This window comes from Mycobacterium sp. AT1, from assembly GCF_002043095.1.
Classification (GTDB): Bacteria; Actinomycetota; Actinomycetes; order Mycobacteriales; family Mycobacteriaceae; genus Mycobacterium.
Window position 1 is genome coordinate 13632 of sequence record NZ_MVOC01000036.1, and the last position, 15171, is coordinate 28802.

Here is a 15171-nt window from a genome sequence, read left to right on the forward strand (position 1 = left end):
CCCCCGGCCACCGGTGTACGGTGCGCTGGTGGCGGCACCTGACACGTTGTTGACGAACGCATTCCGACCCCGCACCTCTCCGCCGAATGTCGCGCACGTGCTGCGCTCGGTGCTGTGGCCCGTGGCGATCCTGTCGATCGTCCATCGCAGCTACGTGCTGGCCACCAACGGCTACATCACCGACGACTTTGGTCCCGTCTACCGCGCGGTCGTCAACTTCAAGCTCGGGCTCGACATCTACAACGAGCACTTCGACCAGGTGGACCCCCACTACCTGTACCCACCGGGTGGGACGCTGCTGCTGGCTCCATTCGGCTACCTGCCGGTCGACGCCTCGCGGTACTGGTTCATCACGTTCAACACCATCGCCATCCTGCTGGCCGCGTACTTCCTGCTGCGGCTGTTCAAGTTCACCCTGGCGTCGGTGGCAGCGCCCGCCCTGCTGTTGGCGATGTTCTGCACCGAGAGCGTCACCAGCACGCTGGTGTTCACCAACGTCAACGGTTGCGTCCTCCTCGGCGAGGTCCTGTTCCTGCGGTGGCTGCTGAGCGGCAAGGTCAACCACGAGTGGCTCGCCGGCCTCGCCATCGGGCTGACGCTCGTCGTCAAACCCTCACTGGCGCCGCTGCTGCTGCTTCCCGTACTCAACCGACAGTGGCGCCCACTCTTGCCTGCCTTCGGGGTGCCGATCGTGTTCAACGTCGCCGCCTGGCCCTTGGTCAGCGACCCGATGGGCTTCGTGCGCAACACCGTGCCCTACATCTTCTCGGTGCGCGACTACTTCAACAGCTCCATTCAGGGCAACGGCATCTACTACGGCCTGCCGACATGGCTGATTCTGCTGCTGCGAGTGGGCTTTCTGGCACTGGCAGTCGCCAGCCTCTGGCTGCTGTACCGCTACTACCGGGAACGCGATCAGCTGTTCTGGATGGTGACCTCGTCCGGCGTGCTGTTGATCACGACGTTCCTGGTGACCTCGCTCGGCCAGGGCTACTACTCGATGATGCTGTTCCCGTTCCTGATGTCGGTGGTGCTCCCCAACTCCGTGATCCGCAACTGGCCGGCCTGGCTGGCGATCTACGGCTTCATGACGATGGACCGTTGGCTGCTGGGGCACTGGCCGACCACCGGACGCTTTCTGGAGTACATGAAGATCACCTACGGGTGGTCGCTGATGCTGATCGTCGTGTTCTGCGTGCTGTACTTCCGCTACCTCGAGGCCAAGGCCGACGGCAGACTCGACGACGGCATCGACCCGCCGTGGATGACGACCGATCGGGACCGCGCTAGCGTGGAGTGATGACCGTCCCGAAAGTCCAACTGACCGACGACGAATGGCGTAAGAAGCTCTCGCCCCAGGAGTTCGCCGTGCTGCGTCAGGCCGGCACCGAGCGCCCGTTCGTCGGCGAGTACACCGACACCAACACCGAGGGCGTCTACCAGTGTCGGGCGTGCGGTGCGGAGATCTTCCGCAGCACCGAGAAGTTCGAATCGCATTGCGGCTGGCCATCCTTCTTCGACCCCGCCGACTCGGACGCCGTCATCTTGAAGACCGACGACTCGGGTGGCATGCATCGGGTCGAAGTCCTGTGCGCCAGCTGCCACAGCCACCTCGGTCACGTATTCGAAGGCGAGGGGTACCCCACCCCGACCGATCAGCGGTACTGCATCAACTCGATCTCGATGAAGCTGGTTCCGGCGACGTAAGCCTGCGGAGCAGGTCACACAGTTCGGCGCCGGCGAGCGGCGGACTGAAGTGAAACCCCTGCGCCACGTCGCACCCGTAGTCACGGAGCATCGTCCTGGTGTCGTCGTTCTCCACGCCCTCGGCTACGACCGTCACACCGAGCTCGTGCGCCAGGTCGACCACGGCGCGGACCACGGCCGCCGCACGCGCGTCGTCCACGATGGGGGCGATGAACTGCCGGTCGAGTTTGACCTCGTCGATCGGCAACTCGCACAGGTAACCGAGCGCCGAGTAGCCGCTGCCGAAATCGTCGATGGCGACCCGCGTTCCGCGTCCCCGTAGCGAATCGAGCACCTGACGGGTCCGGTCGACGTCGTCCAGCAACAGGTCTTCGGTGATCTCGATGGTCAACAGGTCCGGGCTGAGGTCACGCGCGTCGAGCGAGCGCAGAATGCGCTTCGGCAACTCCAGATCGCACAGCGACGGTGCGAACATGTTGACGGCCACTGGCACCCGGACACCGTTGGCCTTCCAGTGGGCCACGTCCTCGAGCGCCCGCTCGACCACCAAATCGGTCAGCGACCTCATCAACCCGTACTCACGGACCAAGGGAAGGAACTTGTCGGGACCGAGCAATCCGCGTTCGGGATGGGGCCAACGGACCAACGCCTCGACGCCGACGAATTCTCCGTCGAGGAGCCCGAACTTGGGTTGATAGACCAGGCTGAGACCGGCGTGGTCGATCGTGTTGCGCAGTTGGCCCAGCAGTCTGACCGTGCTCGTTCCGGCATTGCCCACCCTTCCCGTCCCCTTGGGCCGGGTCCGCGTCATCTCCGGATCGAAGGTGTGCACCCCGCCCGTGCGCGAACGCTTGGCGGAATACATCGCCAGGTCGGCGCGCTTCAACAGCGCCTCGGCCGAGACGGCCGCGTCGTCGCCGGTCGCCACGGCCAGTCCAATGCTGGGTCGCAGCAACAGATCATGGCCGTCGATGACGAACTGGTCGTCGAACGACGCCATGAGCCTCCGTGCCACCTGTCGGGAGTGTTCGGTCTTGCCCTCCAGCAGCACCGCGAACTCGTCACCGCCCACCCGGGCCACCGTGTCACCGGCGCGGACACAGCCAAGGATTCGTTGCGCCGCGAGCACCAGCAATTGGTCTCCGGCCGGGTGGCCGAGGTTGTCGTTGACGAGCTTGAAGTCGTCGAGATCCAACGACAACACCGCCACCGGTTGTCGATCGCGGACGTGCAACTGCATGGCGTGCGACAGGCGGTCGTTGAACAGCGCGCGATTCGCCAACCCCGTCAACGGGTCCCGCAACGCCTGCTCCGCGACCAGGTCCAGGAGGCGGCGGTTCTCCCTGACCACGAAGAACTGCCGCAACAGCACCGCGACGACCAAGACCACCGTCGGAAAGAACAGCGCGGCCATCCCCGGCTGCTGCAGATTCGTCGGTGCGCACACCGCGGCGGCTATCGCGATCGGGACGTAGGGCAGACACAACACCCATCGCGACGGCACCCGCAAGGTCGACGATTCCGTCGCGGGCTCGTCCACCCCGAGCAGCGCCGCCGCCCCGATGATCAGCATGCCCACGAAGTAGCCGACGTCGGTCACGCGCCCGATCTGGTAGTCGTACTGGCCGGCCGCGCTGAGGTAGACGAACGCACTGTCGGCCAGCGCCATCACGATGACACCGGCGGTCAGGAACGACGTCGTCCGCCGCTGCCCCGCGCGCGCCCGGGTCTGGACGAGCACCGCCACCGTGATGACGACGAAGTCGCTGACCGGGTAGGCCAACGACAACCAGAATGCGACAGGGTCGCCGCTGTCAGCCTCGTACGCGTCGCGCAGCACCAGCACCCACGAGATCTGGAACAGTGCCGCGGCCGCGATCAACCCGTCGAGAACCAATCGGGTGCGTGAATGACCCACGTGCCCGACGGGATAGGCGGCCAGCCCGACGCAGGCTCCGACCGGAAACATCAGATAGCCGGCGTCGGCCAGCGACGGGAACGGCGGAACGTCGGTGGCCATCTCGAGGTAGCTCCACAGGAGGGAACCGGCGACCCATCCGCCGACGCCGACTGCGATGCTCGACCAGGCGAGCCGCTTGCGACCGGTGGCGTGCACTGCGGCGCGGATCGTGCACACCGTGGCGAACACAGCGAACAACACACTGGAGACGTTGGACACGATGGTGACGGTCGGTTCCACGTCCCAGTCGACGATCGTCCACGCCGAGAGCAGGGCTGCGACCACGGCGGCCGTCGCCACTACTACTGCGGTCTTCCCCATCGGGCGATGCTAGCAAACAGGGAAAGGGTATGAAACCTAAACTGCCCGAAAATTGACCGGGCAGTTACTTCGATCTGGCCGCAACGCGAGCAAACCGACGCAGTGCTTACGGGAACCGGGCGACGAGCTCCTCGACACCGACGCGCGGCCCGGTGAAGAACGGGGTCTCCTCGCGCACGTGCCTGCGGGCGTCGGTGTAGCGCAGCTTCCACATCAGCTCCACGATGCGGCCCAGGTCCGGCCCCTCGAAGGCCAGGATCCACTCGTAGTCACCGAGCGCGAAGGCGGGCACCGTGTTGGCGCGCACGTCGGGATACTCGCGGCCCGCCATCCCATGCTCGACGAGCATCTTGCGGCGCTCGTCGTCGGGCAACAGATACCACTCCAGCGACCGGACGAACGGATAGACGCACACGTAGTCGCCGGGGTCCTCACCAGCGATGAACGCCGGAACGTGACTCTTGTTGAACTCCGCGGGCCGGTGCAACGCCACAACGCTCCACACCGGCTCGCTGACCCGGCCGAGGGACGTCCGCCGGAACGACGAGTAGGTCTTCTGCAGGTCTTCCACGCGCTCGGCGTGCGTCCAGATCATGTAGTCGGCGTCGGCCCGGAAGCCGGCCACGTCGTACATCCCGCGGACGACCACGCCGTTCTCCTCCTGCTGCTTGAGGAACGTGATCGTCTCGTCGACGACGGCCGCGCGATCATCGCCCAGCTCCTCCGGCTGCACCGCGAACACCGAGATCATCATGTATCTCGTCATGGAATTGAGGGTGTCGTAGTCCAGCTTCGCCATACGAGCTATCGTGCCACGCCCGACGTCGTCAACGCCGCCACCGCCTTGGTGGCGGATCCCACACAGGCGGGTACGCCGATGCCGTCGAGGTACGCCCCCGCGACCACCAGCGTCGAGGGCAAGCCCGAGCGCAGCTCGGCGACCAGCCCGGCGTGCCCCGGCCCGTACTGCGGCATCGCGTCCATCCAGCGCTGGACATGGCAGTCCACCGGGTCCGACGTCACCCCGAACACCGTCGACAGGTCCTCGGCAGCCCACCGGAGCAGATCCTCGTCACCCACGTCTCGGGCAAGGGAGTCGCCGAACCGGCCGAACGACAACCGCACCAGCTCCACGTTGCCCCGGCGTCCCCACTTGCGGGACGTCAGCGTCATCGCCTTCGAGTTGAGCCGTTCACCGCTGGCGACCAGCACGCCCGACTGCTCGGGCATCGGAGTCCCACCCGGCAGCGCGAGCACGACCAGCGCCGACGACGCCGTCTGAATGCGACGCGCCGCCGCGGCCGATCTCGGTGCCACGCCGTCGATCAACGTCGGCAGCCGAGGCGCCGGCACCGCGAGCACCACGCCGTCGGCATGCCAGTGCCCGCCCTCGTCGTCGACCAGCGACCACCCCCGGCCGTCCCGACTGACCTGCTTCACCCCGACGCGCACCCAGTCGACCCGTGCCTGCCGCACCAACGCGTCGAGCAGCACCGCATAACCGCCGTCGACCGCCCCGAACACCGATCCGGGCATCGGCGGAGGCAGCGCCTCGCGAACCGCGTCGGTCAGACTGCGGGCCCCACGATCCAGGGCAGCCGCCAGCGTCGGAGCGGCAGCCCTGAGGCCGATGGTCGCCGACGAACCGGCGTAGACACCCGCCAACAACGGATCCACCGACCGCATCACCACCTGCGGACCGAAACGGTCGCCGATCAGCTCCGCGACGGTCGGGTCCGCGCCGGGGCGCCACGAGAACGGTCGCGATGGTTCGTCGGCGATCCGCGCCACCGTCGCGTCGTCGACGAGCCCGGCCATCGACGACGCCTGAGCCGGGATGCCCTGCAGCGTGCCCTGCGGCATCGGATGCAGGCGCCCCTCGCTGAAGATGAGCGGCCGAACCCCCGTGGTGCCGATCTTCCTGTCGGCCAACCCCAACTCGGCCAGCAGCGCCGACACCTCCGGACGCCGTGCCACGAACGCCTCGGCCCCGACGTCCACCAACTGACCGCCGATACGCTCGGTGCGCAACACCCCACCGAGGCGATCAGCGGGGTCGAAGAGCGTGATCGACGCCTCCGAGCCTGCCGCGACGCGCAACCGGTAGGCGGCTACCAATCCCGAAATGCCGCCTCCGACAACACAATAGGCGGCTCTCACAACGCGTGCACCAACGCCACCGCCTCGGTGATGACGCCAGGGTCGGTCGGCGGAAGCACACCGTGACCCAGGTTGAAGACATGGCCGGTGGCCCCTGCGTCGACGGCCCGTCGACCGTCTTCGACCACGTTGCGGACCGCACGCTCGACCACCGGCCAGCCCGCCAGCAGAACCACCGGATCGAGATTGCCCTGCAGCGCACAGCCCGGACGCACCCGGCCGGCCGCGTCGGTCAGCGACGTCCGCCAGTCGACGCCGACCACGGGCTTGTCCCCCACCGACACCGCCTCCGACATGGCGCCAAGCAACTCGGCCGTGCCGACCCCGAAGTGCGTCATCGGCACGCCTTCCGCGGCGAGGGTCTCGAACACCCGCGAGCTGTGCGGCAGCACATAGGTCCGATAGTCGGCCAACGACAACGTGCCCGCCCAGGAGTCGAACAGCTGGATCGCGTCGACGCCGGCGTCCAACTGCGTCTTGAGGAACCCGATGGTCACGTCGGTGAGAGCCGTCATCAGGGCGTGCCAGGTGTCGGATTCACCGAGCATCATCGCCTTGGTGCGCTCGTGGTTGCGGCTGGGTCCGCCCTCGACCAGGTAGGACGCCAGGGTGAAGGGAGCACCGGCGAAGCCGATCAGCGGCACGTCACCCAGCGCCGCGGTCAGCAGCGCGATCGCATCCGCGACGGGCGCCACCGCGTCACGATCCAGCGGCGTCAGCGACGTCACGTCGGCGGCAGTCCGGATGGGCTCGGCGATCACCGGCCCGACGTCGGGGACGATGTCGACGTCGACGCCCGCCGCGCGCAGCGGCACGACGATGTCGGAGAACAGGATGGCCGCGTCGACGCCGTGGCGACGCACCGGCTGCAGCGTGATCTCGGTGATCAGCTCGGCGTCGAAGCACGCCTGCATCATCGTGTTCTTTGCCCGCAACGCCCGGTACTCGGGGAGGGATCGACCGGCCTGCCGCATGAACCACACGGGCACACGGCTGGGCTTACGGCCTGCGGCCGCGGTCAGATAGGGCGACTCTGGCAGGTCACGACGGGTACTCATCGCCACCCATGCTGCCATGCAGTAACGCTTCGGCGCGCCTTCGCTGCCCCATCCCCGAATCAGCTAGCGTCAAACCCCATGACCACCGTCGAGCCGGCTCAGTTCCGGGCAGCGGTGGAGGCAATGAATGCCACCACCGTCCGGCCCGAGATCGAGCTCGGCCCGATCCGGCCGCCTCAGCGACTGGCGCCGTACAGCTATGCGCTCGGCGCCGAGGTTCGCCACCCCGAAACCACCGTCGTCCCCGAGCGGTCCGACGGCGACGCATTCGGCCGCCTGATCCTCCTGCACGACCCCGAAGGCGCCGAGGCGTGGGACGGCACGATGCGCCTGGTGGCTTACATCCAGGCCGACCTGGACTCCACCGAAGCCGTCGACCCGCTGCTTCCCGAAGTGGCCTGGAGCTGGCTCGTCGACGCGCTCGCCGAACACGACGACCACGTCACCGCCCTCGGCGGCACCGTGACGGCGACGACGTCGGTGCGGTACGGCGACATCTCGGGCCCGCCACGGGCCCACCAATTGGAGCTGCGCGCATCGTGGACCGCGACCAACCTCGAACTGGGACCGCACGTGCAGGCCTTCTGCGAAGTGCTGGAGCACGCCGCGGGCCTTCCACCGGCCGGGGTCACCGACCTCGGCGCTCGCACGCGCGCCTGACATGACTGAGGGTTTCACTGCCGGGGACGCCGGCCCCGACGAGACGACGGGCGAGCAAGACGCCGTCGAGCCCGAGGCAGAGGCGACCCCACTACTGGCACCCGCGGACGGCGTACCCGAGCTGGCCGTCACGTCCGACCAGATCCTGGCTGCGGCCGAACTATTGGTGTCGGGGCACGGCCCGTTCGCGATCGACGCCGAACGAGCCTCGGGCTTCCGCTACTCAAACCGCGCCTATCTGATCCAGATTCGGCGGGCAGGCGCGGGCTCCGTGCTGATCGACCCCGTCAACCATGGCGAAGACCCGCTGATGGTGATGGCGCCACTGGCCGACGTGCTGGACACCGACGAGTGGATCCTGCATGCGGCCGATCAGGACCTGCCATGCCTGGCCGAGCTGGGAATGGTGCCGCCCCAGCTGTACGACACCGAGTTGGCGGGCCGGCTGGCCGGATTCGACAGGGTGAACCTGGCAGCGATGGTGCAACGACTGCTCGGACTGCACCTGGTCAAGGGGCACGGTGCTGCGGACTGGTCCCAGCGTCCCCTTCCGTCGGAGTGGCTCAACTACGCGGCGCTGGATGTCGAGGTATTGCTCGAGCTCCGCGCGGCGGTCGCCGCCGAACTGGAAGCGCAGGGCAAGACCCGTTGGGCGGCAGAGGAATTCGAGCACCTGCGCACCTTCGTCGCATCGCCGACGCGGCGCGATCGCTGGCGCAAGACCTCAGGGATCCACAAGGTCAAGAGCCCGCGGACGCTGGCCGCCGTTCGGGAACTCTGGACGACGCGCGACCACATCGCCCAGCGCCGCGACATCGCGCCCGGACGCATCCTGCCCGACGCAGCCATCATCAACGCTGCCACGGTCAATCCCGACACCGTCGAGAAGTTGGTGGCACTGCCGGTGTTCGGCGGCTCCCGCCAGCGCCGCAGTGCGGGCGTCTGGCTGGACGCGCTGTCGCGGGCCCGCACCACCGACGACCTTCCGACCGCGTCCGAGCCGGTCACCGGACCACCCCCCGCGGTGCGGTGGAGCCGGCGCAAGCCCGAGGCCGCCGAACGGCTCGACCGCGTCCGCGCAGGACTCGCCGAACTGTCGCAACGGGTTTCGGTGCCGGCCGAGAATCTGCTGACCCCCGACCTGGTGCGCCGGTTGGTGTGGGATTGGCAGCCAATCACCGACGCCGCGACGGTGATCGACGCCTTCCTGGCCGAGGCGGGTGCGCGACCGTGGCAGCGGGAGTTGACGGTGCCGGTGCTGACCGAGGCGTTGACGGCCGCCCCGACACCGCCGACCGAGGACGCTCCGACTTCCTAGGTCGCGACGACCCGGTCCACGTGGGCGAAGAAGTGCCGAAGGACGTCCTCGGGAGCCTCGATCTGCGGCCAGTGCGCGATGTCGTCGGCGAGCATCACGACGTCGGGACTCGGAATCACCTCGAGATAGCGCTGCGCCATGTGTCGACCCGAATTGGGATCGCTCGGACCGTCGATCAGTCGCATCGGCACGGCAGTCTCCCGCATTGCCCGGATCCAACGGTTGCGATACAGGTAGCGGTCGGTGACGAACCTGCCCACCTTGTGGCTCACCCGCGTGCCGTCGTTGTAGGCCATGATCTGGTGGAACTGTTCGAGCTGCCGGGGCGTCGGCTTGGTGTTCTGCCCGAAGAGCTCGTCGAGCGTCCGGTCGACGACGCGCCGGGCGACCGCGCTGCCCTGGAACCGACTCATCATGTCGCCCAACGGTGTTCGCGACATCAGCTTTTGCACCAGCCGGGGCGTGTACGACTCGTTGAACAGACCGCCGTTGAGCCAGGTGATCGACTCGATCACCGGCACTCCGTAGGCGTTGTCGCCTGCCTCGTAGCGGGCGAGCAGTTCCTGGCCGACGGAGTCACCCAGGTCGTGAGCCAACACGTGGAAGGAGTCGATCCCCAGATGATGCAGTAGTGCCTCGTGCATGTCGGCGTGGTCGGGCACGGAGTACTCGTACGCCACGGGTTTGTCCGAGAAACCCATGCCAAGCATGTCCGGCGCGATGACGGTGAACCGCTCTGTCAGCGTCGGCCAGATCAGCGACCAGTCCCACGAGCTGAACGGATACCCGTGGATGAGGAGCAGGGCCGGGCCGGTGCCCTCGACGCGATAGAACGCGTCGAAGCCCAGGTAGTCGAAGTACTGACCGGTGGTCTTCCAGCGCTCCAGTTCGGCATCCATGGGCGAAGCCTATGCAGTGGCTAGGGTCCGGCGATCACCGGCTTCGACGCCGAACGTGACGTCACTGCGAGAATCGGTCCAACTCTCCGCAGTGGTGTCACGTTGGACGCCCGGGACCTAGTCGACCCGGCCGCTGACTTCGGACTCCCCGATCGAGCTGCCGAGCGCTGCCACCCACCCGGTGACCTGACGGGCGATGTTCTGATCGGTCAGGCCCAACTCGGCGAGCACCTCGTTTCGCGAGGCATGGTCCTGAAACTGCTGAGGGACGCCGAGGTCGCGGCAAGGAACGTCGATTTCGTTGCGCCGCAACGCAGCCGAGACCGCCGAACCGATGCCGCCGTTCAGGCCGTGGTCCTCCAACGTGACGACCAACTTGTGCGACGTCGCCAGCGGACCAAGCATCTCGGGGACCGGAAGCACCCAGCGAGGGTCGACGACCGTCACGCCGATGCCCTGGTTGCGGAGCCGCTCGGCGACCGACAACGCCATCGAGGCGAAGGATCCGACCGCCACCAGCAGGACGTCCTGGGACAGTCCATCTGCGGGCACTGCCAGCACGTCGACCCCGTCGCGGCGTTCGACGGCGGGAATGTCCTCGCCGACGTCCCCCTTCGGGAACCGGATCGCGGTGGGCCCGTCCTTTGTGTCCAGGGCTTCGCCGAGCTCCTCGCGCAGGCGAGCGGCGTCACGGGGAGCCGCGACCCGCATCCCCGGCACGACGCCGAGGATCGACATGTCCCAGACACCGTTGTGGCTGGCGCCGTCGGGTCCCGTCACGCCGGCACGATCGAGCACGATCGTCACCGGAAGACGGTGCAGCGCAACGTCCATCATCATCTGGTCGAACGCCCGGTTGAGGAACGTCGAGTAGATCGCCACCACCGGGTGCATGCCGCCCATGGCGAGCCCGGCGGCCGACGTCATGGCGTGCTGTTCGGCGATGCCGACGTCGAAGAAACGGTCCGGGAACCGCTTGCGGAACGCGCTGAGCCCGGTGGGACCCGGCATCGCGGCCGTGATCGCGACGACGTCGCGACGCTTGGCGGCCCGCTTGATCAGTTCGTCGGAGAACACCGACGTCCACCCTGGCGCGGCGACCGACGTCGCAAGCCCGGTCTGCGGGTCGATGATCCCCGTCGAGTGCATCTGTTCGGCCTCGTCGGACTCGGCAGGTCCGTACCCCATGCCCTTGCGGGTGGCGACGTGGACGATCACCGGGGCGTTGAAGCCGCGAGCATGGCGCAGCGCCGCCTCGACGGCGTGCTCGTCGTGGCCGTCGATCGGACCGACGTACTTGAGGCCGAGGTCGGTGAACATCACCTGCGGCGACAGGGCGTCCTTGATGCCGGCCTTGACGCTGTGCATGCACTGATAGCAAACCTCGCCGATGAGCGGCAGCCCGCGAACGGCCTTGCGGCCCTCTTCGAGCAGTCGTTCATAACCGGGTTGCAGTCGAAGGCCGGCGAGGTGGTCGGCGAACCCGCCGATGGTGGGCGCGTAGCTGCGGCCGTTGTCGTTGACGACGATGATGACCGGCCGTCGCGAGGTCGCGATGTTGTTGAGCGCCTCCCAGCACATGCCCCCCGTCAACGCGCCGTCACCGACGACGGCGACCACGTGACGGTTGCGATGGCCGCTGAGCTCGAAGGCCTTGGCCAACCCGTCGGCGTAGGACAGCGCCGTGCTGGCGTGGCTGGACTCGACCCAGTCGTGTTCGCTCTCGCTGCGCGACGGATACCCCGACAGCCCGTCCTTCTTGCGGAGGTTGTCGAAGTCGGCGCAGCGTCCCGTCAACATCTTGTGGACGTAGGCCTGATGACCGGTGTCGAAGATGATCGGATCGTGCGGTGAGTCGAACACCCGGTGCAGGGCGAGCGTCAGTTCGACGACGCCCAGGTTGGGGCCGAGATGTCCGCCGGTGGCAGCAACCTTGTGAATCAGGAATTCACGAATCTCGAGTGCGAGATCCTTCATCTGTGACTGCGACAGGTGCTGCAGATCAGCGGGACCGCGGATCTCAGAAAGCATCAGCTCAGTTTACGCACGGCGAGGTGATCGGGCCCGTCAAGGCTCGTACACGTCGGGCACGCCGTCACCGTCCGCGTCGGCCGTTTCCCGCTCGCGAATGCGGCGGTGTGCCGCGTTGCGGCTGACCAGGACGACGGCCGCCAACGCTCCCGCCACCAGCGACCCCACCAGCACGCCGATCTTGGCGTCGGCACCCGTCACGGTGCCGTAACCAAAGGCCAGCTCGCCGATGAGCAACGACACGGTGAATCCGATTCCGGCCAGCAGCGCGACACCGAGCACGTCGCGCCAGGCCAGGTCGTCGTCGAGCGTGGCCTTGGTGAACTTCGCGAGCAGAAATGTGGTGATGAACACACCAAGCGGTTTGCCGAGTACCAAGCCGGCCATGACGCCGACCGTGACGGGATGGCGCAGCCCGTCGGCCAGGCCCGCCAGACCCCCGACCGTCACCCCTGCGGCGAAGAAGGCGAACACCGGCACGGCCACGCCCGCCGAGACGGGGCGCAGTCGGTGCTCGAAGTGTTCGGCACACGCATGACGACCGAGAACCGGCACCGTGAACCCGAGCACGACGCCGGCCACCGTGGCGTGAATGCCGCTGGCGTGAACCAGCGCCCACGTCGCCGCGGCGAGCGGGAGCAGGACCCACCAGCGGGTCAGCCCGCGCTGGACGGCAACGGCGAAGAGTCCCCCCGGCACCAGCGCCAACGCCAACGGACCGAGAGCGAGGTGGTCGGTGTAGAACGCGGCGATGACGATGATCGCCAGCAGGTCGTCCATCACCGCGAGGGTCAGCAGGAACGTGCGAAGGGCCGTCGGAAGGTGCGTCGACACCACGGCCAGGACGGCAAGGGCAAAGGCGATGTCGGTGGCGATCGGCACCGCCCACCCACCGAGGTTCTCCCGTTCGCCGGCGGCGAGGTTGACCCCGATGAAGATCGCGGCGGGCACGATCATCCCTCCGATCGCGGCCGCGATCGGAAGGGCGGCGCGCGCCGGGTCGCGCAGATCCCCCGCGACGAACTCCCTCTTGAGTTCGAGGCCGACGACGAAGAAGAAGATCGCCAGCAAACCGTCCGCCGCCCACGATGCGGCGCTCAGCCGCAGGTGCAGGCTTTCCGGTCCGACGGTGAATTCGGAGATCGCGCGGTACGCGGACGCCCACGGCGAATTCGCCCACACCAGCGCAGCGCCCGCAGCGAACAGCAGCAACATGCCGCCGACCGTCTCGCGGCGCAAGACTTCGGAGACGCGACTGGCCTCCGGCCACGAGCCGCGGCTGAAGAGTCGGGTGGTGGAGTTGGACACGTTTTCCCCCGGGGGTTTAGGCAGCGTAGGACGACCGCCGACCAGACTTCCCGGCACACCGTTGTCCACCTTAGACCGCGACCGCGCCCCGTCGCCTACGAGACGTGCGCCAGCACCGCGTCGGCCACGTCGGCGACCGGCTTGGTCGTCACGACTTCGAGAGTCGCCGAGGCGCGAAGCAACGGCTCGACCTCGGCGAGGTCGGCCAAGACCGCGGCCATCTCGTCCGGCGACCGGCCGAAGGTGTTGTCGGTCCGAGCGCGCAGCCTCTCGACGATCAATTCCTCAGGGGCACTGAGGAGTACGACGTGGTCGAACCTCGGGTAGAACGTCACCTGGTTGCGCGTGGTGCCCGCGACGATCAAGAGTCCGCGCGGGTCGTCGACCGACAGCAGGTCCTCGATCCGGGACTCGATCCACAGCGACTCGCCGTCGACGGTTTCGAAGTAGTCACCGTAGTCGGTGTCGACCGTCCAATACCCTCTGCGGGCCAATTCGGCAAGCAGCGTGGACTTTCCCGTGCCGGACATGCCGGTAACCAGAACGCGCTTCACGCGCGGGACAGCACCGCAACGCACTCCACGTGGTGCGTCAGCGGGAAGGAGTCGAACACCCGGATTTGTTCCACCGCGTACCCGTGGCCTCGGTAGATGCCGACGTCGCGAGCGAATGACGCTGCCTCACAACCGATGTGCACGATCCGAGGCACGTCGGCCGCGGCCAGCAGGTCGATCACCTCGCGTCCGGCACCGGTGCGTGGCGGGTCAAGCACGGCGACGTCGGCGCGGCGACGCTGCGTGGTGAGCGCACGGCGCACCGACTCGGTGAGCACCTCCACCCAGCCGAGGTCGGCGAGCGCGGTCCGCGCCGCCTTCGCCGAACCACGCGAGGTGTCCACGCTCAGCACGTGCCCCGTCGGCCCCACCGCCTCTGCCAGCGTCGCGGCGAAAACGCCCGCGCCGCCGTACAAGTCCCATGCCGTCATGCCCGCGTCGAGCCGGGCCCAGTCCTCGACCAGTGCACTATAGGTCGGCGCTGCGTCGCGGTGCGCCTGCCAGAACGCGGTGACCGGTACGTTCCAGGTCCGGTCCCCGACCCGCTGGGTCGCCTCATAGGACCCCTCGACCACCTGTGTGGAGGCCTTGCGGTTGGAACGCGGACCCGTCTGCACCACGTGCCGGGCACCCTGATCGTCGAGCACCACGTGCAATTGCGCGCCGGGCGGCCACTTCGCGCCGTCCAGGCCCGCCAACATGCCGTCGGGCACCTGCGCGCACGACAGGTCGGTCACCAATTCGGTGCTGTGGTAACGGTGGAAGCCCGCTTGTCCCGCTTGCGGGCCACCGGCGGCGACGTCCAGCCGCACGCGCGTGCGCCACCCCGTCGCACCCGTCGACCCGACCTCTTCGGCCGCACCCTCCCAGGTGTGGCCGCCGAGCCGCTGCAGCTGGTTGGCCACCACGTCACCCTTGAGCCGGCGGGCGGCCCCGGGTGCCGCGAAGGCCAGGTCGCAGCAGCCGGACCCGTCGACGCCCGCGATGCGGCAGGCCGAGTCGACGCGGTCGGGTGACGCTTCCAGAATCTCGACTGCCTCTGCGTGCCAATGACTTCCGCGTTCTGAGGTGACGCGAGCCACGACCACCTCGCCGGGCAGCGCGTACCGCACGAACACGACGCGACCGTCGTCGTGACGGGCCACGCAGCTGCCGCCGTTCGCGGGCGGCCCCACCGTCAGGGTCAGCATCTGGG

The 15171-nt window shown here is 67.9% G+C and carries 13 protein-coding genes; 4 read left to right on the forward strand and 9 right to left on the reverse strand.

Translation table 11 applies throughout. The features are described 5' to 3' along the window. Window positions 1–13 precede the first annotated feature (13 nt). Window positions 14–1300, forward strand: a complete 1287-nt coding sequence (gene aftC, locus B1790_RS16990; RefSeq protein WP_079924451.1) for an arabinofuranan 3-O-arabinosyltransferase — start codon at window positions 14–16, stop codon at window positions 1298–1300. After that, complete coding sequence (gene msrB, locus B1790_RS16995; RefSeq protein ID WP_079924452.1) at window positions 1300–1707, forward strand: peptide-methionine (R)-S-oxide reductase MsrB; 408 nt, start codon at window positions 1300–1302, stop codon at window positions 1705–1707. Before aftC ends, msrB begins: the two co-directional genes overlap by 1 nt. On the opposite strand, the gene B1790_RS17000 is transcribed toward msrB, so the two are convergent. The 4 genes from B1790_RS17000 to hemE all read right to left on the reverse strand — a co-directional run bounded on the left by B1790_RS17000 (window position 1670) and on the right by hemE (window position 7206). Then, window positions 1670–3988 carry a bifunctional diguanylate cyclase/phosphodiesterase gene (locus B1790_RS17000; protein ID WP_079924453.1) on the reverse strand — a complete coding sequence of 773 codons (2319 nt, stop codon included), beginning with the start codon at window positions 3986–3988 and terminating at the stop codon, window positions 1670–1672. The two genes, msrB and B1790_RS17000, sit on opposite strands and share 38 nt — an antisense overlap. Before the next feature lie 106 nt (window positions 3989–4094). Further along, window positions 4095–4787, reverse strand: a complete 693-nt coding sequence (gene hemQ, locus B1790_RS17005) for a hydrogen peroxide-dependent heme synthase (protein WP_079924454.1) — start codon at window positions 4785–4787, stop codon at window positions 4095–4097. Window positions 4788–4792: 5 nt separating this feature from the next. After that, entirely contained in the window at window positions 4793–6148 is a 1356-nt protein-coding gene (locus B1790_RS17010; protein ID WP_079924455.1) for a protoporphyrinogen oxidase, read from the reverse strand. Beyond that, a complete protein-coding gene (hemE, locus tag B1790_RS17015) occupies window positions 6145–7206 on the reverse strand; it encodes a uroporphyrinogen decarboxylase (RefSeq protein ID WP_079924544.1) in 1062 nt (353 codons plus the stop codon). Before hemE ends, B1790_RS17010 begins: the two co-directional genes overlap by 4 nt. A gap of 78 nt (window positions 7207–7284) precedes the next feature. On the opposite strand from hemE, the gene B1790_RS17020 reads away from it, so the two are divergent. Together B1790_RS17020 and B1790_RS17025 are read left to right on the forward strand one after the other, a co-directional pair. Beyond that, a complete protein-coding gene (locus B1790_RS17020; RefSeq protein WP_079924456.1) occupies window positions 7285–7866 on the forward strand; it encodes a DUF3000 domain-containing protein in 582 nt (193 codons plus the stop codon). Window position 7867: 1 nt separating this feature from the next. Further along, window positions 7868–9184, forward strand: coding sequence for a ribonuclease D (locus B1790_RS17025; RefSeq protein ID WP_079924457.1), 1317 nt, complete (start codon window positions 7868–7870; stop codon window positions 9182–9184). Here B1790_RS17025 and B1790_RS17030 read toward each other — a convergent pair. The 5 genes from B1790_RS17030 to B1790_RS17050 form a co-directional block, all read right to left on the reverse strand. Beyond that, a complete protein-coding gene (locus tag B1790_RS17030) occupies window positions 9181–10083 on the reverse strand; it encodes an alpha/beta fold hydrolase (protein ID WP_079924458.1) in 903 nt (300 codons plus the stop codon). The two genes, B1790_RS17025 and B1790_RS17030, sit on opposite strands and share 4 nt — an antisense overlap. Window positions 10084–10200: 117 nt before the next feature. Beyond that, a complete protein-coding gene (dxs, locus tag B1790_RS17035) occupies window positions 10201–12114 on the reverse strand; it encodes a 1-deoxy-D-xylulose-5-phosphate synthase (RefSeq protein WP_079924459.1) in 1914 nt (637 codons plus the stop codon). A 36-nt stretch (window positions 12115–12150) separates the two neighbouring features. Beyond that, window positions 12151–13422 (reverse strand): Na+/H+ antiporter NhaA, encoded by a 1272-nt coding sequence (nhaA, locus tag B1790_RS17040; RefSeq protein ID WP_079924460.1) that lies wholly within the window; start codon window positions 13420–13422, stop codon window positions 12151–12153. A 95-nt stretch (window positions 13423–13517) separates the two neighbouring features. Further along, the gene (locus B1790_RS17045; protein ID WP_079924545.1) at window positions 13518–13976 is read right to left on the reverse strand and encodes an AAA family ATPase; all 459 of its coding nucleotides are present in this window, start codon (window positions 13974–13976) and stop codon (window positions 13518–13520) included. Continuing rightward, window positions 13973–15166 (reverse strand): class I SAM-dependent RNA methyltransferase, encoded by a 1194-nt coding sequence (locus tag B1790_RS17050; protein WP_079924546.1) that lies wholly within the window; start codon window positions 15164–15166, stop codon window positions 13973–13975. The genes B1790_RS17045 and B1790_RS17050 overlap by 4 nt, the downstream gene beginning before the upstream one ends. Window positions 15167–15171 lie beyond the last annotated feature (5 nt).